General features: G+C 47.7%; 25 protein-coding genes. 17 read left to right on the plus strand and 8 right to left on the minus strand.

Translation table 11 applies throughout. The features are described 5' to 3' along the window. Positions 1–76 precede the first annotated feature (76 nt). The 15 genes from ACO08K_RS19650 (at position 77) to ACO08K_RS19720 (ending at position 13,162) form a co-directional block, all read left to right on the plus strand. Positions 77–1,990: a S8 family serine peptidase gene (locus ACO08K_RS19650; RefSeq protein ID WP_421798124.1), complete on the plus strand. Its 1,914-nt coding sequence runs from the start codon at positions 77–79 to the stop codon at positions 1,988–1,990. Position 1,991: 1 nt separating this feature from the next. Then, positions 1,992–2,765 (plus strand): type III pantothenate kinase, encoded by a 774-nt coding sequence (locus ACO08K_RS19655; RefSeq protein WP_421798125.1) that lies wholly within the window; start codon positions 1,992–1,994, stop codon positions 2,763–2,765. A gap of 3 nt (positions 2,766–2,768) precedes the next feature. Next, entirely contained in the window at positions 2,769–3,440 is a 672-nt protein-coding gene (locus ACO08K_RS19660; protein ID WP_421798126.1) for a glycosyltransferase family 2 protein, read from the plus strand. Between the two features lie 10 nt (positions 3,441–3,450). After that, on the plus strand, positions 3,451–5,715 hold the full coding sequence (gene hypF, locus ACO08K_RS19665; RefSeq protein ID WP_421798127.1) for a carbamoyltransferase HypF: 2,265 nt from the start codon (positions 3,451–3,453) through the stop codon (positions 5,713–5,715). A 30-nt stretch (positions 5,716–5,745) separates the two neighbouring features. Continuing rightward, complete coding sequence (locus ACO08K_RS19670; protein WP_421798128.1) at positions 5,746–5,979, plus strand: DUF433 domain-containing protein; 234 nt, start codon at positions 5,746–5,748, stop codon at positions 5,977–5,979. A 125-nt stretch (positions 5,980–6,104) separates the two neighbouring features. Then, complete coding sequence (locus ACO08K_RS19675) at positions 6,105–6,626, plus strand: hypothetical protein (RefSeq protein WP_421798129.1); 522 nt, start codon at positions 6,105–6,107, stop codon at positions 6,624–6,626. 129 nt (positions 6,627–6,755) lie between these two features. After that, positions 6,756–7,208 carry a nuclear transport factor 2 family protein gene (locus ACO08K_RS19680; protein WP_421798130.1) on the plus strand — a complete coding sequence of 151 codons (453 nt, stop codon included), beginning with the start codon at positions 6,756–6,758 and terminating at the stop codon, positions 7,206–7,208. A 170-nt stretch (positions 7,209–7,378) separates the two neighbouring features. Next, entirely contained in the window at positions 7,379–8,113 is a 735-nt protein-coding gene (gene hypB / locus ACO08K_RS19685) for a hydrogenase nickel incorporation protein HypB (protein ID WP_421798131.1), read from the plus strand. Between the two features lie 16 nt (positions 8,114–8,129). Next, positions 8,130–8,390, plus strand: coding sequence for a HypC/HybG/HupF family hydrogenase formation chaperone (locus ACO08K_RS19690; RefSeq protein ID WP_320031972.1), 261 nt, complete (start codon positions 8,130–8,132; stop codon positions 8,388–8,390). 8 nt (positions 8,391–8,398) lie between these two features. Continuing rightward, a complete protein-coding gene (gene hypD, locus ACO08K_RS19695; RefSeq protein ID WP_421798132.1) occupies positions 8,399–9,502 on the plus strand; it encodes a hydrogenase formation protein HypD in 1,104 nt (367 codons plus the stop codon). Positions 9,503–9,524: 22 nt separating this feature from the next. Next, positions 9,525–10,562, plus strand: coding sequence for a hydrogenase expression/formation protein HypE (gene hypE, locus ACO08K_RS19700; RefSeq protein ID WP_421798324.1), 1,038 nt, complete (start codon positions 9,525–9,527; stop codon positions 10,560–10,562). Position 10,563: 1 nt separating this feature from the next. Continuing rightward, a complete protein-coding gene (locus tag ACO08K_RS19705; RefSeq protein WP_421798133.1) occupies positions 10,564–11,730 on the plus strand; it encodes a hypothetical protein in 1,167 nt (388 codons plus the stop codon). An 11-nt stretch (positions 11,731–11,741) separates the two neighbouring features. Beyond that, positions 11,742–12,374, plus strand: a complete 633-nt coding sequence (locus tag ACO08K_RS19710) for an urease accessory protein (protein ID WP_421798134.1) — start codon at positions 11,742–11,744, stop codon at positions 12,372–12,374. Between the two features lie 4 nt (positions 12,375–12,378). After that, entirely contained in the window at positions 12,379–12,594 is a 216-nt protein-coding gene (locus ACO08K_RS19715; RefSeq protein WP_421798135.1) for a hypothetical protein, read from the plus strand. Between the two features lie 10 nt (positions 12,595–12,604). Beyond that, positions 12,605–13,162 (plus strand): bifunctional nuclease domain-containing protein, encoded by a 558-nt coding sequence (locus ACO08K_RS19720; RefSeq protein ID WP_421798136.1) that lies wholly within the window; start codon positions 12,605–12,607, stop codon positions 13,160–13,162. A gap of 55 nt (positions 13,163–13,217) precedes the next feature. Here ACO08K_RS19720 and ACO08K_RS19725 read toward each other — a convergent pair whose 3' ends face one another. The 8 genes from ACO08K_RS19725 to ACO08K_RS19760 all read right to left on the minus strand — a co-directional run bounded on the left by ACO08K_RS19725 (position 13,218) and on the right by ACO08K_RS19760 (position 19,723). Next, positions 13,218–13,571 (minus strand): hydrogenase maturation nickel metallochaperone HypA, encoded by a 354-nt coding sequence (locus ACO08K_RS19725; protein ID WP_421798137.1) that lies wholly within the window; start codon positions 13,569–13,571, stop codon positions 13,218–13,220. Between the two features lie 3 nt (positions 13,572–13,574). Then, entirely contained in the window at positions 13,575–15,092 is a 1,518-nt protein-coding gene (locus ACO08K_RS19730) for a hypothetical protein (RefSeq protein ID WP_421798138.1), read from the minus strand. Position 15,093: 1 nt separating this feature from the next. Further along, entirely contained in the window at positions 15,094–15,408 is a 315-nt protein-coding gene (locus ACO08K_RS19735) for a hypothetical protein (RefSeq protein ID WP_421798139.1), read from the minus strand. Between the two features lie 7 nt (positions 15,409–15,415). Next, on the minus strand, positions 15,416–15,940 hold the full coding sequence (locus ACO08K_RS19740) for a hydrogenase maturation protease (protein ID WP_421798140.1): 525 nt from the start codon (positions 15,938–15,940) through the stop codon (positions 15,416–15,418). A gap of 71 nt (positions 15,941–16,011) precedes the next feature. Then, positions 16,012–17,604: a nickel-dependent hydrogenase large subunit gene (locus tag ACO08K_RS19745; protein WP_421798141.1), complete on the minus strand. Its 1,593-nt coding sequence runs from the start codon at positions 17,602–17,604 to the stop codon at positions 16,012–16,014. Positions 17,605–17,613: 9 nt separating this feature from the next. Beyond that, complete coding sequence (locus ACO08K_RS19750) at positions 17,614–18,594, minus strand: hydrogenase (RefSeq protein ID WP_320031602.1); 981 nt, start codon at positions 18,592–18,594, stop codon at positions 17,614–17,616. 129 nt (positions 18,595–18,723) lie between these two features. Further along, positions 18,724–19,359, minus strand: a complete 636-nt coding sequence (locus ACO08K_RS19755) for a TetR/AcrR family transcriptional regulator (protein ID WP_421798142.1) — start codon at positions 19,357–19,359, stop codon at positions 18,724–18,726. A 7-nt stretch (positions 19,360–19,366) separates the two neighbouring features. Continuing rightward, a complete protein-coding gene (locus tag ACO08K_RS19760; protein WP_421798143.1) occupies positions 19,367–19,723 on the minus strand; it encodes a hypothetical protein in 357 nt (118 codons plus the stop codon). A gap of 191 nt (positions 19,724–19,914) precedes the next feature. Here ACO08K_RS19760 and ACO08K_RS19765 point away from each other — a divergent pair, with 191 nt between their 5' ends. Together ACO08K_RS19765 and ACO08K_RS19770 are read left to right on the plus strand one after the other, a co-directional pair. Continuing rightward, a complete protein-coding gene (locus tag ACO08K_RS19765) occupies positions 19,915–20,241 on the plus strand; it encodes a PadR family transcriptional regulator (protein ID WP_421798144.1) in 327 nt (108 codons plus the stop codon). Between the two features lie 37 nt (positions 20,242–20,278). Next, positions 20,279–21,295, plus strand: coding sequence for a permease prefix domain 2-containing transporter (locus ACO08K_RS19770; protein WP_421798145.1), 1,017 nt, complete (start codon positions 20,279–20,281; stop codon positions 21,293–21,295). Positions 21,296–21,413 lie beyond the last annotated feature (118 nt).

The following is a 21,413-nucleotide window of genomic DNA, read 5'->3' on the forward strand; positions in this document are numbered from 1 at the left end:
ACATCACCGGGAACGGAAATGAAACAAAGTAAACTGGTTTGCTTTGTTTCATTTCCGTTCCCAGAACGTATCTGGCATGGACCAAATCAGCATTCACAGCGATAAAGGCGAAATTAAACTGCGTAAAAGTAAAGCTTTGGTTGGGTTAAAAATGACCCAATCCCGTGGACTTTTAGAACCAGACTACATCAATAAAGAATTGCACCAAAGCCTGGGCGGCTTTAAGGTGGTTGAATTGAGCATTGAAGATACCAACATCAATGATAAACTGGATGAGGTACGTGAAAGAGAAGAGGTAGAGGTAGGAACCCACGTCTATTATCCCGAAAACAGCGACCGGCCTTTGATTGCTACCGGTGAAATTTTCATCACTTACCACGAGGGAGTCAGCGATGAAGAGCAGATGGTAGCACTGGATGAATACAATCTGGAACTGGTAGAGCGTCGTGGTCCCAATGTGCTGGTTGCTCGGGTAACTGCCAATTCGCCTAACCCCATCAAAACAGCAGGATTATTGCAAAAAAGCTGTCTGGTAAAAAACGCTGAGCCGGATATTGATACCGTCCTCGATCAGTATTTTTTACCCACCGACAACCTGATGGGTAGCATGTGGCATCTGCAAAACAATGGCTTTGTACCCGATGCCAATGTTCAGTTGCGCCGGGGAATCGACGCCAAAGTGGTGGCCGCCTGGCGTGCCTTGGGCAGTCTTGGCTCGCCTAACATCAATATTGCCATAGTGGACAATGGTTTTGACCTGACCCACCCAGACCTGAAAAACAAGGTGATCAAACCCTTTGATTTTTGGAACAATAGCCCACAAGTACTCCAGGGCGATGCCCGTTATACCCACGGCACCCCTTGTGCCAGTGTAGCTTTGGCCGCTTCAAACGGTGTTGGTATGGTGGGTTCCGCGCCCAATGCCCGCTTTATTCCGGTCAGCGGCACTTCTTTTAGTGTACGTACCACCGAGTCGATTTTCAACTATTGTGTCAACAATGGTGCTGACATCATCAGTTGCAGTTGGGGCTCTACTGATCCCAATTACCAGTTGAATGCTGAAAAACAACAGATCATTGCGAATGCTGCCCGTCGGGGCCGGAATGGCCGAGGTTGTGTAATCTTATATGCTGTTGGTAACGATAGTTTGAACTACGTCAATTTTTACGCGCAACACCCGGATGTGATTGCCGTAGGGGCTTGTACCAGCCAGGGCATTCATGCGCCCTACTCCAATACCGGGATGGAAGTGACCATTTGTGCGCCCTCCAACGGCGACTGGCCCATCATTGCGGCCCGAGCCTGGTGGGATCAGGGCGATCAACGCGAACAGGGCGAAAGAAGATACTGGATCGATGGTTTCAGCAGAGGCAATCAGTACAAACATTTTGGAGGTACTTCTTCGGCTACTCCTTTGGTGGCAGGTGTTTGCGCCCTGATGCTGACTGCTAACCCTGATTTGACCGCTCGCGAGGTAAAGCAAATTTTAATCCAGACCGCTGATAAAATTGGCAACCCTGCTGAATACATCAATGGCCATTCGCGCAAATACGGCTACGGAATGGTCAATGCAGAACGTGCAGTCGCTGAAGCCCTGCGTCGCAGAGGCACATCGACTCCAACCCCAATGCCTAACAACCCTCAACCTACCCCACAACCACGGCCCAATCCGCAACCACAACCCCAGCCGGTGGTGAGTTCTGGCTCTGGCTCCAGTGTGTTTGAGGTCAATGTTAACCAAAAGCCCAGCTCTGGTTGGGGCGTGCAAATCGGAGTGTACAGCAATTACGACAACGTACTGTCGCTTGTCGCCAAATTGAAACAACAATTTGGTCAACCCGTATTTGTAGTCGTTTCCAATCAAAATGGCCGCCAACTCTACAAAGTAGTGGTAGGTGCCTACGCCAACATCAACGAGGCCAGCATCATGCAAAGTCGTTTGGCGCAGGCAGGATATCAAGGCTTTGTGAAAAACCTAGCAGACGTTTAATATGGTTCTTGCAATTGATATTGGCAACAGCAACGTAGTGGTCGCATTACACGATGGCCATTCCTGGTCGCAGGTCTGGCGCATCCCCACCATTACGGAGGCAGATGCCGCGTTGTTTTATGAAAAAAGATTGGCCGATTTGTTGATGGAAGCCGGTGTCCTTCTGGGCCCCCGACCAAGAGTGGTAGTGAGTAGTGTAGTGCCCCAATTGACCCAATCTTTTTTACACATCGCCGAACACCTCTTTGGTCAGCCAGCCCTCAAAGTTGCTCCACCGATTTACCCGAAGTTGAAATTACAAATTGATCGTCCGAATGAAATTGGCACCGATTTATTGGCCAATGCAGTAGCGGCGCATCATTTGTACCAACAGGACTGCATTATCGTGGATTTTGGAACCGCGCTCACTTTTACCACCGTTACGGGGGAAGGCCATATTTTAGGAGTGGCCATTGCTCCGGGCCTAAAGACGGCCATTGCTTCGTTGTTTCAAAAAACGGCCCAATTGCCCGAAGTACCCCTTACCCTCCCTCAAACGCCAATCGGGAAAAATACCGAACACGCCATTCAAAGCGGTATCTTAATTGGCTATGTTGGCCTGGTACGGCACATGTTGGCTGAAATCCGCAACGAAGTAGGAGAGCAGTACATTGCGGTAGCCACCGGAGGCTTGTCTTCGATCCTTACTCCTTTGCGAACTGACTTTCAACACATTGATCCGATGTTGACCCTAGAAGGTTTACGCATCATTGCTGAAACCCAGCACAGCGAATAATTTATGAAAAACCTTCAACTTTATCCATCTCTGCTTCCAGAGGTGAGTGTTTTAACCGCCACCTATAACCGCGAAAAACTGTTGCCGAAATGCATTGAATCGGTTAAGAACCAAACGTTTAAAAATTGGGAGCACCTCATTATTGATGATGGGAGCAGCGATCAAAGTTTGCATGCAATCCATGAATACATGCTTTCCGAGGACCGCATCCGCTGTAGTAGACATAGTAATCGAGGACAATCGCTAAGCCTGAATGTGGGACTGGCGATGGCGGCTGGAGAATATGTGTGTATCTTGGACTCGGATGATTATTACCTGCCCGATCACATCGAAAGCAGGCTTCAGTATTTGAAAGCGCACCCTGAGGTGGATTTTTTACATGGAGGAATTGTTGTAATTGGAGATGAATATGTTGTAGATATAAACAATCCAAATCTCAAAATAAACCTGAATGACTGTAGTGTAAATGGTAGTTTTTTTGGAAAAACCTCAACCTTTAGAGCCGTTGGAGGGTATCGAGATATTGCTTTTGGGAACGATACTGATCTGCTGGCCAGAATTGTGGAACAGTGTTTTTTTGTCCAAAAATTAACCGAGCCTGAATACAAAACGATGGTTTATTGTAGAATAGAGGATAGTATGACTGTACAATTTGAGAAAAGTTTGAAGAATTGATTGATACCTAATGCACAAGCAAGCGCTGCACCTGCACATCCAGGGACAAGTACAAGGTGTAGGTTTCCGTCCCTTTGTTTACCGCCTGGCACTGGAAATGGGGCTCAAAGGTTGGGTCAACAACGGGGTGGATGGAGTACACATTGAGGTAAGTGGGGCAGTAGATGCCATTCAGCACTTTGCTCAAAGGGTTGCAGCCGAAGCGCCAGCCCTCGCCCGCATCACCGCCGTTCGGCAGCAAATTTTAGTCGCTCAAACTTTTCCCGATTTTAGAATCATTGCCAGCGAAAGCCTCAACACCCCTCAATTGTTGCTGACTCCCGATTTTGGTTTGTGTGCCGATTGCAAAAGTGAGCTGCACCAAGCCTCAAACTTTCGCCACAATTACGCCTTCATTACCTGCACCAATTGCGGGCCACGTTATTCCATCATCACGGGTTTGCCTTATGATCGGCCACTGACTACGATGCGGGATTTTCAGATGTGCCCCACTTGCCAGACTGAGTACGATGATCCGCTGAACCGGCGCTACTATGCCCAAACCAATTCTTGCCCCACCTGCGGCATCCTACTACAATATGTTGAGGCCAAAAACGACACATCAGAAAACAATGAGGTAGCCTTACAAGCTGCTATTGCCGCATTGAACGCCGGAAAAATAGTAGCAGTGAAAGGCATCAGCGGTTTTTTGTTGTTGGCCGATGCTACTAATTCTACTACCATCAACCTGTTGCGGCAGCGCAAACAACGCCCCAGCAAACCTTTTGCCTTGTTGTATCCCGACCTGGAATGCCTGGCATCGGATGTGATTGTATCGCCACAAGCAGCAGCAGCGCTACAAAGTTCAGTGGCTCCGATTGTTCTTTTGCCCCTGCAACCGCAGCCGAAAAGCAGGGCTCAAGTTGCTGCCCTTGCACCTGGATTGCGCCGCCTGGGGGTGATGTTGCCTTATGCCCCCTTGTTGGAGCTGATCAGTGCTGCATTGGGTCGACCTTTGGTAGCTACCAGTGGTAACCTCAGTCATGCCCCTATTGCGTATACGAATGAGCAGGCCCTAGAAAGATTAAGTGGAATTGCAGATGGGATACTTTTGCACAACCGCGAGATTGTGGTGCCGCAGGACGATAGTGTATTGGCTTTTTCGCCAAGACAACAGCAAAAAATAGTGATCCGGCGTTCCCGGGGTTTGGCACCCACTTTACTTTTGCCCCATTTTCAACCTCAAAATGGCCTCCTGGCGATGGGGGCACTACTCAAAAGTACCTTTGCTTTTACCCATCAAAACAACCTATACCTCTCACAATACCTGGGAGATTTGGAAGACTTTGATACGCAGCAAAATTACCAACTCACCTTGCAACACTTGCTGAACACCTTGCAAGTGGAGCCCACTTGTATTTTGGTGGATTTACATCCAGCTTATGCCTCCAGTCAATTGGGGCGAGATATGGCAGAAGCACGAGGGTTACCTGTCGTACCGATTCAGCACCATTTGGCGCATTTTGGAGCTGTTTTGGCAGAGCATGATTTACTGGATCAAATGGAACCTGTGCTCGGGGTCATTTGGGATGGAGTAGGCTTGGGTGAAGATGGCCAGATTTGGGGTGGTGAGTTTTTTGTGTACCAGCAAAAGCAGTTTCAGCGCAAGAGCCACTTCCAATACTTCCCTTATTTTATGGGGGACAAAATGGCCCGGGAGCCCCGGCTGGCGGCTTTTGCCATTTTGGGGCCGGATCCGTTTCTGGAACCTAAATTCAGCGCGGCGGAATGGGCCAATTATCAGGTGTTGTGGCAGAAAAAGCATGTAGTACAGACTTCCAGCACGGGACGCATTTTTGACGCGGTGGCAGCTCTGTTGGGCATTATGGATGTACAAACCTATGAAGGGGAAGCAGCGCTGCGACTGGAAGAATTGGCCTGGACGTATTGGCAAGACGGAAATCCTATGCCTGATTGCTATATTTTTGATACTCACCCCGCTCCTCAACAATTGCTTTTACAAATCAAAGCGGATGTAGAAGCTGGACTGCCCAGCAATCTCATCGCCTTCAAATTCCACGTTTCGCTGATTGAGCTGATAAAAACAATGGCGGCTGTGGAGCAGGTGCAACGCATTGCCTTTTCGGGAGGGGTGTGGCAGAATAGCCTATTGGTGGATTTGGCGTTGAATCAATTGCAGGATTTTCAGCTGTACTTTCATCAGGAGGTTTCGCCGAATGATGAGGGGGTGGCGCTGGGGCAGGTGGTGGTTTTTCCTCATTTGCATAAATCTTAAAAAGAGCTTAGCTTTGGAAAAAATAGCCACATGGAGTTCCAATATATTGTTTCTGATCCTGAAATTTTGAGTGGCAAACCCATCATCAAAGGTAGCCGCATCAGCGTGCAGTTGATCCTGGAATGGCTTGCCTCGGGAGCTAGCATCAAAGAAATTGTTGAAGAGTTTCCCCACCTGCCTTATGAAGGTGTACAGGAGGCCGTGCTTTACGCTTCACGTTGGATGGAAAATGAGATCATTATTGAGACTAAAGTAAGGGCGTAATGAAAATTCAGGATTTCAAAATTTTAGATTTTCCCAATCATTTTGGATGGGGACTTGTGTAAGTGGTATACTTTTATCAAAAAACAAAAGCTAAAATAGTGGATTCCGGGAAAATTCAACTTCTGATGCACATTACGAGTAGAAGGCCTCCTCAGTGTATTCGATGTATTCATTACGAAAGAAATAGAAGGTGCAGAGCATTTCCTCAAAGAAACATACCCAGGGACTATTTATCTGAAAAAGTTAAACATCAAATAACATTAGGAAACCAAGTTGGCAATTATATTTATGAGGCAAGAGATGATAAATACAAACAACAAGATGAAGAATTTAAAGAGATAGAAGACTTAGCCATTTTTAATTTTGAAAAAAACAAGGAAAAACTGCCAGCATTAATCATTGAAGAGTTGTATAAATATGGGAGTAACATTGGCTCAATGGATCGATTGATAGTGAAAGCTTCAGGGCCTCTAAGGTTTCGATATTTTTTTCAAATAGAATTCCATCCTCCTGATAAAAAAGTGGAGTTAAACTTAGAAAACTTCAGTGCAACTACATGGGAAATATTATTAGGCCTGGGTGCCAAAAATTTAGCCCCTGAATTTGTACTAAATATTTTTAATAATGGAGAATATGAATACGAATGACCTCGCGGGCCAAATTGCAATAACCCACCTTTCCCTACCCAAATTAACTACTTTCCACCCTTTGTAAGTGCACTTCGATACCAGTGCTGTATTTTGCAGTACAGTTTCACCATTCAAAACACCACGACGATGAAATCACTCCCAATCCTGGCCATCTGCCTGATGATTTGTAGCGGCTTAAGCGCTCAAGCCCAAGCCGAAAACAGCAAGTCTGAATTTGAACAAATCACTGCCACACTCATGGACTATATTGAAGGCACCGCCAATGGCGAGCCCGAACGCCTGCGCAAAGCCTTCCATCCCAGTTTCAATCTATACACCGTAACTGCGGACACCCTCATGACCCGTTCCGGGGAAGTTTATATCAAAGGTTTTAAACCAGGAGAAAAAGCCAACCGCATTGGACGCATCATTTCGATCGATTACGAAAAAGATGCTGCCACCGCCAAAGCGGAAATCGTCGTGCCCAATTGGCGGATTTTCACCGACTATTTTTTGCTGATGAAATACCAGGGCTCCTGGAAAATCGTACAAAAAAGTTACACCTGGCGGCCGTACCCCAAGCCGGATGAGAAAAAATAGAAGTCCACCTACGACAGCCCCAGTTCTCCCCTTTTCTATCTAAAATTTTAGTAAACCCGGTTTTATTTTTAGAAAATTTTTTCTAATCTCGATTTTTAATAGTAGCTTTCGCAAGAATCCTGCCTGATTTTGTATACGGGTAAGCGGTTCCATTCAAAATACATCAGATCATGGAACATTTGAGAGTCCCGAAGTCCAATAAAAATGCACGTGGAACCGTCGCCTGTGACAATACCACTATGCACCTGCTCCAAGCCAATGATTTTGTAGCAGATGCCATCCGCAAATCGGTCGCCGAGCGCAATATCCTTTTGATCAACATCACCTCCTCCGCCGGAAGTGGCAAAACCTCTCTGATGCAGGAGACCGCCAAACGCCTGAGCGGTAAGCTGAAAATGGCAGTCTTGGTAGGTGATTTGGATACAGAGCGGGACGCTGACCGCATCCGTCAAACCGGAATCGAAGCCCTACAAATCGTAACTGGAGGCATTTGTCACCTGGAAGCCCAAATGATTTGGCAGGCCATGCAATCCATTGATTTGGATGGACTTGATTTGCTTTTTATTGAAAATGTAGGTAACTTGGTATGTCCTGCTTCCTTTGATTTGGGCGAAGATTATCGGGTGACCTTGTTGGCAACTACCGAGGGCGACGACAAGCCTAAAAAGTACCCCCGCATGTTTCTCACCAGTGAGTTGATGTTGTTGTCCAAGGCTGATTTATTACCCTATTTGCCATTCTCGGTCGAAGCAGCCATCAAGGATGCGCAGGACGTCAACCCCAATCTCGAAACCCTGACCATCTCCAGCACCAGCGGCGAAGGCCTGGATGCATGGTGCGCCTGGGTAATGGATCGGGTAGCTGCAAAGAAGGCAATGTCAACAAAAACAACCGTTTTAGCCTAGTCAAAAACCAATCAGCATGTGTTTAGCAATACCTGGAAAGATCAAATCCATTGAAATGCAATACGGCGGCTTGGTCCGCATGGCCAAGGTGCAGTTTGGAGGCATTTCAAAAGAAGCTAGTTTGGAAATGTTGCCTCATGCTAAGGAAGGTGATTACGTCCTGGTTCACGTGGGTGTAGCCATCAGCCTTGTTGATGAAGAGGAAGCCCAAAAGACCTTTGCCTACCTCGAGGAAATTGGCGAACTGGATGAACTTGTCCCAGGATCACACTTATAACCACAGCCATGAAATACGTCAGTGAATACCGCGATGCCGATATGGTAGCCCAGTATCTCGAAGAGATTCGGCAAACCGTCACTCGGCCATGGGCCATCATGGAAGTATGCGGTGGACAGACCCACAGCTTGGTCAAAAATGGCATCCTCAACATGCTCCCCCCCGAAGTGCGCATGATCCACGGCCCTGGCTGCCCGGTATGTGTAACGCCCCTCAATTTGATTGATAAGGCGGTTTACCTCGCTGAAGAAAAAGGCGTAATCCTTTGTTCTTACGGCGACATGATTCGGGTGCCCGGCTCCAAACGCAGTCTGCTGGAATCCAAAGCCCGTGGGGCGGATGTCCGGATTTTGTATTCCCCTTTGGAAGCTGTCAAAATCGCTCAAGAAAACCCGGATCGAGAGGTAGTATTTTTTGCGGTAGGTTTTGAAACCACTGCTCCTGCCAACGCCCTTTCGGTTATCCATGCCCAACGGGCCGGGGTGCCCAACTATTCGATTCTGGCTTCTCATGTGTTGGTCCCACCGGCCATCGAAGCGGTGATGAACGACCCCGATTCCAGTATCCAAGGATTCCTCGCTGCCGGCCACGTATGCACCATCATGGGCATTGACGAGTATTACCCCTTGGTGGATCGATATGAAATTCCGATAGTCGTGACGGGCTTCGAACCCGTGGATTTGGCGCAAGGCATCCTGATGACCGTCCGCCAATTGGAAAAAGGAGAACACCAACTGGAAAATCAATACAGCCGGGTGGTCAGGCCCGAAGGAAACCCTGAAGCCCAAAAAGTCATCCAGCAGGTCTTTACCATTGCAGACCGGGAATGGCGCGGTATCGGCGTAATTCCTATGAGCGGCTACGAAGTACGCCCGGAATATGTCGCTTATGATGCCAACATCAAGTTTAATGTCAACATCGAAAAGGTGGCAGAGAGTGACGAATGTATTGCAGGCCTGGTGCTAAAAGGCATCAAAAAACCGCAGGAATGCCCTCAATTTGGTCGCGGCTGTACACCACAGATGCCACTAGGCGCTCCAATGGTATCCAGCGAGGGTGCCTGTGCCGCCTATTACCATTTTTCACAGGCCATGGAAGAAGTATCTGCATAACAACGCGATGGAAAAACTGAAAATGGAATTGCAATGCCCTATGCCTCAGCTCGACTTTGAGGTGATTACCCTGGGGCATGGCAGCGGAGGGCTGCTCACCAACAAACTGCTGGAGACAGGAGTGTTTGACCTGTTGAAAAATGAATACCTGGATCAGCACCACGATGGCGCTATCTTCACTTTGCAAGGACCGCTGGCCTTTTCAACGGACAGCTACGTCGTTTCTCCCATTTTTTTTCCAGGAGGCAACATTGGTGAGTTGGCAGTGAATGGTACGGTCAACGATTTGGCCATGTGTGGGGCCATTCCGCGTTATTTGTCCCTGGCTTTTATCATTGAAGAAGGGCTGATGATGCAAGACTTTTGGAAAATCCTGGTCAGCATCAAATTTGCCGCCGAGCGCGCAGGCGTACAAATTGTCACCGGAGATACCAAAGTAGTTGAACGCGGCAAAGGTGATAAAATTTTCATCAATACTTCTGGCATTGGCACCCTACACCCCCAGGCCCAAATCAGCAAATCTCGGGTACAGGTAGGCGACCGCATCCTTATCAGCGGAAACATCGCCGCGCATGGCATCGCCATCCTGAGTTTGCGGCAAGGCCTGCAATTTGACAGCGAAATCCAAAGTGATACTGTAAACCTCAACCATACCGTAGTTCGTTTATTGGACCAGTTTGGTGAAAAAATTCACTTGTTGCACGACCCCACCCGTGGTGGTGTGGCCACTGTGCTCAACGAAATGGCCCGCGACACCCGCCTGGGCGTAGAAATTTGGCAAAAACAACTACCCGTCGCCGAAGACGTTTATGGTGCCTGCGAATTACTGGGGCTCGATCCCCTGTATGTGGCCAATGAAGGTATTTTTATGGCCTTTGTGGCACCAGAAGTGGCAGATGCTGCCCTGGAAATGTTGCGAGCCGATGAAAATGGTGCGCAGGCGGCCATCATCGGCGAGGTGGTTGAAGCGCATCCGAAACAAGTCATCCTGCACAGTTCGATTGGGGGAAAAAGGGTCGTAAACATGCCTTTGGGCGAGCAATTGCCCCGAATTTGTTGACATGGAGTACGGCGCACTGAACATCACCCTCAAGGCTGGTACCGGACTGCCCACAAATGTGCCGAGTGTACCTGCTGTGGTACAACATGAGCGCATGTTCAAAGGTGCACCCGACAATCCATTGCTGGCACCACGGGGCGTGTGCTTGATTAAAGATACGCTTCTGGTGGCCGACACAGGCCAAAACCGGGTTTTCATCTGGCGCAATGCAAGCCACCTAGCCGAGCAGGCAGAGCCAGATCTGATTTTGGGTCAGATTGAAATGGATGCGACCGGACGCAACGCAGGAGTTGGTGTGTCAGCATCCACTTTACAATATCCTTCCGGCCTTTGGTCGGATGGCGAGCGGCTGATTGTGGCCGACGCCTGGAACCACCGCGTGCTTATTTGGAACACTTGGCCACAACAGGACGGTCAAGCTGCCGACGTGGTGTTGGGGCAGCCCGATTTTTTCCACAATCAACCTAATGTAAACGGTATTGGTACTGTTCCCAATGCCCAATCTCTTTACTGGCCTTACGGTGTTTTCAGCGATGGCAAACGCCTTTGGATTGCTGATACGGGCAACCGCAGGGTTTTGTTTTTTGAAAAAATCCCACAAGAAAATTATACCGCTGCCGACGCAGTGATAGGTAAAGCTAGCTTTGACGAACGTGATTATGAAAACCAGGACGCCATCTGGCCCTACGCCGTCAAAATTGGCCCCAATGGCGAAATGGCGATCACCGATACGCAGTATTACCGGGTGTTGATTTGGCGACATTGGCAAAATTCACTGTCCCAGAAAGCCGAGTTGATCATTGGGCAAGCTGATCTGGACAGCAACGGCATGAACCAATACGGATTGTTTCCACAGGCCAATACCCTGAGTTGGTGCTACGACGCGGTTTTTTATCAGAAAGGAATCCTGGTGGCCGATACGGGCAACAGCCGGGTGCTCTGTTTTGGAGCTTTGCCGCCGGAAAACAATGCCAAAGCGCAAAGCCTGATTGGTAAACCCCATTTCAACATGGGCAGTGAAAACATGGATACTCTGTTTGGGACGGAAAAATCCCTGTATTGGCCTTTTTCTATCAGTGTCAATGAGGACCAAATGGCCATTGCAGATACCGGGAACCATCGGATTATTTTGGCTCAATTCCTCGATTCTTCAATTGCTCAACGCTAAAACCTACCCGTATGATCAATGCACTCCCTTTGTTTTTTGCAGCTGCAGTTGGTTTCGGACACGCCTTTGAAATCGACCACTTGTTGGCGGTGAGTAATATCGTAACCCGGCGCAAAACGATCTGGGAGGCCCTCAAAGATGGGATTTATTGGGGACTTGGGCATACTTCAACCATCCTGATCATCGGCGTTTTGATGATTTTGGCAAAACTAGGCATCTCCGAACAAACCTTTCATTTCTTCGAGGCCGGGGTTGGGGTGATGCTGGTGGTGCTGGGCGTCCAGCGCATCCGCAAAACCTGGGAACACGAGAAGTGGCACGCCGACCAGCACCACCACCTGCAAGCGCATGACCACCGTTTGGCTTATGGCGTTGGCCTGGTGCATGGCCTGGCCGGAAGTGGGGCCTTGGTTTTACTGGTCATGACCGAAATCAAAGAAGCGTTGCCTGCGGTACTCTACCTGCTGGTGTTTGGGCTTGGTTCCATTGCCGGGATGCTGCTGGCTTCAGGGGTGTTCAGTCTGCCTTTTTCCCAAAAACTTGCGGATGCGGGGCCCTGGCGCTGGCGTTTTACGCTCTTGTCTTCCTTGTTGTGTATGATTGTGGGCGGTAAAGTCATTTGGGAAAACCTGATGTCAAATTGAAGCCATGAATGAAACTAGCAACTCCAAAGAACAATTGTTGCAAGCTTTTCAGGAACAGAGCATTGTCGTTCTTACCGACAATGGAAAGTTTCTCGAACTGGAAAATGATTACAGTGTTGAAATAGAGGCCAACGGCATTTATAAGCTGCGCTCGGAAGGCCTGGTGGTTGCTCCTTTTGCCAGTGTAGAAGAATTGTGCCAGTTTATAAAAATGGGTTGAAAAACAATACATGACAACGAAGCGCGAACTGGGTGTAGCTGCCCTATCAACGAGTGATTCCCACCCGGGAAATTTTGCCCTCATCCTGGAAGATCTGGAAACCCGCCGCCGGATTCCCGTGATCATCGGTGCGGCAGAAGCGCAATCGATAGCCATTGTCATGGAACAAATGCAACCGGCTCGACCCTTGACCCACGATCTTTTTGTGTCGATGCTGACTGCGCTGGGGGCGAAGATGCAGGAAGTCTTGATCCATAGTTTAATCGATGGCATTTTTTATGCCCAGCTCATCATGAAGTCTTCCACTGGAGAAGAAATTGTGCTGGATGCCAGAAGTTCGGACGCCATTGCTCTGGCGGTCCGTTGCAATGTGCCCATTTATACCTACGATAATGTAGTGGAAGAGGCTGGCTTTTTGACCGAAGTTTTTTTGCCACACCAACGCAAGGGCTCGCTGGCGGAATACAGCCTGGAGGAGTTGGAGGATTTGCTGGCAAAAGTGATTGAAAAGGAGGATTATGAGAGTGCGGCGCGGATTCGAAATTATATTGAGAAGAGGAATGGGTGAGAGATCGTTTTGCGCGTAAAAAAATACAAACTCAATTTCTAAAGATAGGTAAAAACTAATTCTCCCTCAACTCCACCCCGCTAATCAACAACTCCGTGCCACTCACAATCTCATTACTCGGCGTATCACAAAAGCCACAACGAAAGCGATAATTCTCCACCCCTGATTCCTGCCCACAAGAAGGACACAAAATCCGAATGGGTACCAATTCTATCTCCAAAATTGCTGACTTGAAGTTTGGCTGTTCGGTAGCAGTCACCGCTTCAAAAGCATTTTGCATCAATATAGGCTCCACGTTGGCCAGAAGTCCAACCCGTAGTTTGATTTTTTGGACTTGCACCAATTCCTCAGCGGGAAGTTGTGCTTCCAGGGTGCGGAAAATGTTGCGGACCAGTGAGATCTCGTGCATGGCTTATTTTTCTTGGGCCAGGGCTTGACCCAGTTCCTGCAATTTGAGCAAGTGGTTTTTAGCTTCAGCAATCAGGGTTGGGTCATCAGTAAGGGTAAGCGCTTCTTTGGCAAAAGCCAACATCTGTTTGTAACGCACGATATTGGAGCCATTTTCTCCCAAACTCATGTACCAATACGCTTCCAGAAAATTGAGCAAGGTCAGGGTGCGCTCCAGCGGGAAACGTTCTGCACTGCGGATACTCAGCGCTTCGTTGTAATAAAAAGCGGCCTTTTCCAGGTTGTCCGAATGAATGGCTTCGGGGTATTTGGAGATGGCGTTGCCAAAATTGTTGCAAATCATGGCATATTCATAGGGGTATTGGTCTTTGGTGTAAAAATTCAAGGCTTCATTGAAGGAGGAAGAAGACACCGCCGCCCAAATGCTTTTTTTGCGCACTTCATCCGGGATTTCGGAATAAATGACTCCCAGATGGTGGTGAATTTCGGCAAAAGTTTCCGGGCTGTCTTCGCGTGTAAATATTTTTAGGGCTTCCTGGTAACTCTCCAGAGCGCCTCGGTAAAATTGCGGATTGCCTTTTTGGGCCCAGGCGTACAACAAGCCTGCGCGGCGGAAATGTGCATTGGCCTGTAATTCTGGTAGCTCTTCCTGACCCAAAATATCCAGCGCCTTATTGATGTAGCCCAGTGATTCTGAAAAACTTTTGGAAAGATTGGCCACATAGGAGGCATCGATCAAAAGCAAGGCTTCTTCTACCCTGCGGCCTTGTTTTTGGTAGTATTGCAGGCTTTCCCAGAGGGTGTTTTTGAGGTTTTCCAGCAAGGATGGATCGTAAGGGGCCACCAGTTTTTTCATCCACACCTGGCACAAGCTCGCTCTGAGTTCCATTCTGGCATCGTCGGATAGTGCTTCCTTGATGGCATCATCCAGCAAATGTTCGGCCACTTCAGGCTCTTCCATGTCCTGCAAAAAAGCGACGTATTGTTTGGCCGTAAAGGCGTAAAATTCTCCATTGGGAGCACTGTTCAGCGCTTCGCGGTAAAAATAACGGGCTTTATCGGGGTCGAAGCTGGCCTCGGTAGCGGCGTAGTGGTGCAGGATGGCTGCGTTGTGACAAAAGCGATATTCTTCAAAGGGGCTGAGATCTGAGTTCAGGACTTCGGCGGAGGTAGGGATGCCGTTTTGCAAGCGGTTGATGATGTCAATTTCATTGCTCAACAAGCCATTGCTGCTCAACAATTGATAAGCCCGCTCATAGTTGCCCAATTTGGCGTACACCAATGCCAGTAAATTATTCGAGTTAAAAGCGATTTCCTCTGGCAGTAAATAAGGTGGAAGCACATTTTGCCAATCGATCACTTGTGCAATGTGATCCTTGCGAACAATCAGGTTGAAGCCACTCAGTTCGGGTCTTTCAAGTAGGAGATCTTTTACCTCCACGAGTTCGTGCAAGCGATCTTCGGTGGTGATGATGCTCTTGATCGTTTCGAGCAATTCTGGTATGGTGTAAATAGAAATCATACTAAAACTTTACTTGCAGCATTTGAATGCCCGGCTGGTGGGAGAATTCCAGATCACGATCACTATCGTCCAAATCATGATCAATGATCAGTTCTTGCAGGGAAATACTTTTGTCGCCCTGCAAATTTCTGGATTTGAGCATTTGTAAGGCTGTTTTATGGATTTTGGGAAAAAGTTCATCCTCCATGGGTGCCAGTAACAATGACTTTTGCTGAGCATAAAAAACGGTATGAACCTGTGCGGATGCGCCAAATACTTCCGCCGCCAGTGCGGCTTCGATCAACAGGTGTTGCGTTCTGAGTTTTACGTGGCTCATGTTTGTTTTAATTGGGTGTACTTTGGGACTGCTCAAATACAGGGGAGTTGTTTTCTACCGGCTCAGGGGCTAATTCCTGATTGATCAAGTCCACCACTTTAAGCCCTGCAGCTTTCACTGCCTCGCTGAGGTCGACCTCCAAACGGGTATTGCTCACTGCAATCAAATAAACACTGATGTCGCTGGGAAAATTTGCCCCCAGGATTTTTTTGGCGTAAGACAAGGCTTGATCCCATTTCAGGCTGTGTAAAAATACCATAGGATCGTCCTGAATGGAAGATTCAATTGCTTCGGCAGGTAAACGGTAGAGGGTGCCATCGGGTTCGCCCGTATTGATCACAGCATCCACAAGAATGATCCGAGAGTGGCCTTGCAATTGGAAAAGCACTTCAAATGCGGAGGTGCCCATGTCCAAAATGCTCAAATCTGGAGGATTACCCCAATGTTTTTGCAGCGCATTTATTACAAAACAGCCAATGCCATCGTCGCTGCGCACCGGATTGCCAAAGCCTAGAATTGCCGTTTTTTCCATTTTCTAAAAATAAAAAAGACCCGCAACTTTTTCATAAAAATTGCGGGTTTGAGAGATTGATTTCAAATCAATTATAACTTAAATTTTGCCAGTTTTTCCCCTGTTTTGGCATCGTGGGCATGTACTGTGCACACCAGGCAGGAGTCGAAAGAACGAGCCACCATCCCTACTTCTACCGGATCGTGTGGATCCTCGATTTCGGTACCTTCCAATGCCGCTTCAATTGGGCCAGAATTACCTGACTCGTCATTAGGACCTACGTTCCAGGTGGTCGGTGCAATGACCTGATAGTTTTTGATCAGCCCATTTTCGATCTCAATCCAATGGGCCAATGCGCCACGAGCGGCTTCGGTTGCGCCCCAGCCGCGTCCATCGCGCTCTTGAGGTTTGACGTAGAACTCGCCATCGAGGTTGATTTGGCTCAACCAATCGTTGATGAAGGTATAGAGTCTTGGTGCTTCGTGTACCCGTGCCAGTGCTCGGGTGAACACACTTGGCCCCATCCGATTCATAATGTCCAGGAATAAAGGATCCTGAATTTGGTGAGATTTATTGCCTGGATTGGCGTTCATAATCACCCTGGCCAGTGGGCCTACCTCAGCTGCATGCCCGGTATAGCGGGGTGCTTTTGCCCAGGAATACTTGTTGTTGAAGTCGGTTTGATCCAAATTCTGAGAAGGTAAAGGCGTTGGTAGTGGCTCATTCCAGGGGTGAGCTGCTGCTACGTCTTTGTACCAAGAGTGTTTGACGTGCTCGGTGATTTCGCGGTGATCCAGGTTGAAAAAATTGGCACCATCATAAAAACCACCGGGGCTGATTACGGCATCTTGGCGGCCTTCTACAGTAGGATTGTTGTACATATCCTTGTGCAGATAGGTGCCATAAGCCATGAACTTGCCTACACCCTGACCGAATTTGTCCAATCCAAATTCAATGCCAGCGCGTAAAAATAGGCCCAAATCACTGTTGTGGTGGGATTCGTTTTCGTGCAACCAATTCATCAGGTCATCCCAGGATTTGATTTGCATGTAGCGCTCGATGGAACAACCCAGCCAAACCGTTTCCAACCAATCGACCCGAAAATGATTCATTATGGCGTGGGCCCTAGTGATGTCTTTGAGGGTAGGGGCACACATTACGCCCCCAGGAACCATGTAAGAGGAGTGTGGCCACTGGCCTCCAAAAATGGCGTATACTTCTACTGGCCGCCCACTGGCAGTAACCCCTTTTTGGAATGAAGTACCTACGTAAGCAGCAAAACGCCGTACTACTTCTTCATACAGAGGTTTGTTGGCAAACTTCTTATTGGCCATATCCGTCGCAAAAATGGCATAAAACCAGCGCGGAATACTCTGAATGGTTTCGGTAGCTTGCCCAATAGCACGCAGCAAGAGCGCATTAGGCGGCAAATGAGTCTTCCATGCCGTATCCAGTGCCGATGAAGCACAATACAAATGGGAGCCCCCACAAATGCCACAAATACGTGGGGTGACAATCAAACCCGACTGGGGGTCTTTTCCCGCCATGATTTGTTCAAAACCCCGAAACATCGCAGCCTGGGTATGGGCACGAGTCACCACTCCATCCTGCATGTACACTTTAACATCAAGATCGCCTTCCACACGGCCTACAGGCGATATGTTTAATTCTTTCATTACTGACATGACGATGGATTATTTAGAGGTGTCAAAATGGACTTTGTTGGTGCCGGTTACTTTTTCTACGCTACCCATTACTTTTTCGAAACCTGCGCGGGTGTAATACGCCAGTTTGGAGGTGCCCGCAGGAACATCCTGAGGCAAAAAGCCGAGGTACTTCAATGTCTTGAATACACTCCCTTTTTTCAGGTCGTGGTGCGGGAAACCTGGTTCAGTACATCCCAGACAAGGGTGATTGGCGCGGGTTTTGCTGGAGGTGCGGTTCCACAGGATCCGGTTGCAACTTGCGCGGGTCATTGGGCCACGGCAACCTACCTCGTAGAACAGGCAACCGCCGCGTTTGCCAAATCCACCATCTACTTTTTGAGAAAAACTGATGGCATTGGGACAACCCGTTTGTACAAAATCGGTAAAGAAAGTCTTGGGACGATGGTATTCATCGATCAAAATATCGCCGATGCGACCAGTTGAGATGGCTACCAGAATTTGAGTTACCCAGTCAGGGTGAGCAGGGCAACCAGGGATGTTGATGACGGGAAGGCCACCTTTGGAGACGTAATCTGGCCCCAGGAACCCCCCTTTGTGGGTTTTTAAAAATTGCATCCCGGTGGATTCACTTGGGTTAGGTGCAACTGCCGGAATTCCGCCATAAGTGGCACAATCCCCAATCGCTACAACGTATCCTGCTACTTTGGACAATTCTTTTACCCAATCTTGCATAGGGCGTTCCGAAAAGTAGTTCATTGTTCCGGTTCCATTAGGTCCCTGGATGATGGTACCCTCGAACACGAAGATGTCCAGTTGAACCTTTCCGGCAAGGATGTCATTCAGCAGATCATGAACTTGATCTCCGATTTCGAGCCCGATGGAGGGGTGCCAGAGGATATTGATGCCAAAATCAGTGATGAGCTCCACCACTGTGGGTTCCTCGGCATTGAGAAACGACATGGTATTGCCACTACAAGCCCCGCCCTGGAGCCAGAGTATGTTCGCCATGGTAATGATTTTTTGCGATCAGGAATAATGTCAAAATAAATGACGGAAGTTTCGCCATGATAGCAAATATAACCATTGTTCTTGGATTAGAAAATAATTTCTAATTTTTTTAGAAAATAATTTCTAATCCTATTTTCCACGGTCAATTTCGATAGGTGCAATGGTATCGAGGTACTCTGCCCAGCCTTTATCGGTGAAATAAGGTTGGAATTGGGTCCAGAGCGCACTCTTAAAGGAGTTTTCATCCAAAGGCAGGCCTTTCAAAACTTGTTGAGGAATCCAAAAAGTGATGGTCATCCAGATATTATCACTAAGCGTATCGTACAGCCCTTTGGTCGGTTCCGGGATGAAGATGCCCCGATTGACGCTGTAATCAATCCGGCGGCGAATTTGTAAAATCATTTTGGCCACGAACTCGTGCCATTGGGCGATGATATCCGGAAAGGAGCGCTCGATTTCAAAAAGGTCGATCAGGTAAAAACGGTACTTGCGGAAAAAAGAGTAGTAACGACGGAGTTGGTCGTCAAAATCATTGAGGCTGGGGTGGGACAGATAAGTGGACAAAATTTGCTTGAGTTCCTCAAACAACGATTCATAAACAGCAGTAACAATCGCTTCTTTGTTTTTGAAATGATAAGCCAGATTGCCAACACTGATACCCGTTTCATCGGCAATTTGCTGCAAACGCACATTGGCCAGTCCCTCTCGATTAAACAACAGCACGGATGAGTCTAAAATTCGTTGTTTGGTGCCGGTATTTGGCATTTTAAGTTCAATTTAAGGATAAATGAAAATCATCAATATTAACACTTATGGTTCCACGTTGGTCTTTAGCTGCCAATCGACGCATGTAAAAAGCCATTTGGGCGGCCCGTTGGGGGCTGGCATGGGCGGTAATGCGGCGTTTGAGAAAGCGGGTTGGTGCGGAGGGGTAGGCAAAAATAAGGTGCACTTCCCAAAGACCTTTGCGGAGCTGTAGTTGTTCGATAACCGCAGTATCCCCCAACCAGTAATCATTTGCGATGAATTTAAGGTCATCGCTGAAGCCCAGTTTGTCAGAGAAATAGAGGTTATTCAAACCATCCAGCATCTGAGCGTACATTTCTTTACTCAAAGAGAATTTGCGCATAGCCCTTCTTTGTTTCTGGTGAATCGAAACTTAATTTACGCTTTTTGCCTGGTCTTTCCTACAAAATTAGAATATTTTTTCTAATTGCCGACCATTCAAATGCCTGATCAGCTCAAAATAATTTCAAAGAATTTTAACCACAATCTAGTTTTTATCAAAATAATAACTACATTTGTAGTAAATATAGCTCAATGGATCAATACCACCTTGGAGAATTTGAAGAAATCGTGTTGCTCACGGTCGCCATTTTGGACGGGCAAGCCTACGGGCTCAGCATCATTGAAGAGATCAAAAGTCGCCTCGGTCGCAGTGTGAGCCTGGGTGCCATCCAAACAGTGCTCAAACGCCTGGAAGAAAAGGGGATGCTCAGTTCTGAGTTTGGGGAAGCTACCAAAGTACGTGGTGGCAAGCGCAAACGCTACTACAGCATTTCAACGTATGGTTTGCAGGTGATCAAGGAGAGCAAAGAACAACGGCTTTCCCTCTGGAATGCCATCCCTAAACTCAATTTCAACTGAGATGAAAGGTACTGAAAATCCCAATCCACCACGAATCATGCTACAGCTATTTCGCTGGTTTTGCCACCCGGACTTCCAGGAAGAGATTGAAGGCGATTTACTCGAACAGTTCCACTTGAATGTAGAAGAATACGGCTTGAATCAGGCCAAATGGCACTTTGTACTGGATGTGTTACTGCTGTTTAGACCGGAGATCATGGGGAATTTCTATCAACTCACCTTTTATCCTTTTCAACAAATGTATACTTCACACTGGGTTAAACTGATTGGTTTGAATGTACTTTTTATTGCCATCATCTTGCTGCGTTTTGTACCGGGGCCTCCCAACCAGGTGGTGATTGCCTTTGCCACTTTTGGATTGGTTGGCGGTGTTTTAGGTTTGATTCTGGGGCCGGTAAGCCTTTTGTGGACAATTGTAGAATTTCAAAAACTGGGGCGAAAGGGCCAAGCCAGCAACCATTGGAAAACGGGCTACTATTTTGCCATTGTGGCGGCGGTCATTTGTGCGCTCTATTTTTTGTTTACCCTGGCGCTCATCATTACCGAAACAGCCTATGTTTTGTTGCCTTCGGCGATTGTGATAGGCTTGGCCTTATGGATGATCATCCCTGGGATAAAAAAATTGCAGCAAAAGGAGCGGATGGTGTTTAATCCTACTCCCTTGTACCTTTTCAGTGTGCCGCTAGTGGCTCTGTTGGTGCATGCTTTTTTGGTTGTGCCAGTCAGCAATTTCAGCCGGAGTTATGCCATCAAAAAAACAGAGCCATTGATCAATGCCATCGAAACTTTTAAGGCAAAAGAGGGACATTATCCGGCATCAATAACGGATTTACAACCGGTTTACCTCAACAAAGTACCTCGCCCGGCCATCATGGGCAGTGAACGATTTCTGTACGAGCGAACCGGAGATGCGTACAATTTGTCCTTCCCACAGCATCTGGGCGCTACCGAAGAATGGGTGGTGTACAACAAAAACAATCGATACGATCGAAAAGGGCATTTTGCCAGTTTTGAAGCGGAGGTGCCGAATTGGAGGTATTATTGGTTGGATTGAGGGCAGTACGCTTTTCATTACTAGCTAGAGGAACTCGATTATAAATTCAAAATTTTACAATCGGCAAAGTTTTAATATCAGGGGCATTTAGGAAGTACAAAAGAAATAATTTTTTGTG

This window comes from Haliscomenobacter sp. (genome assembly GCF_965225875.1).
Lineage (GTDB): Bacteria > Bacteroidota > Bacteroidia > Chitinophagales > Saprospiraceae > Haliscomenobacter.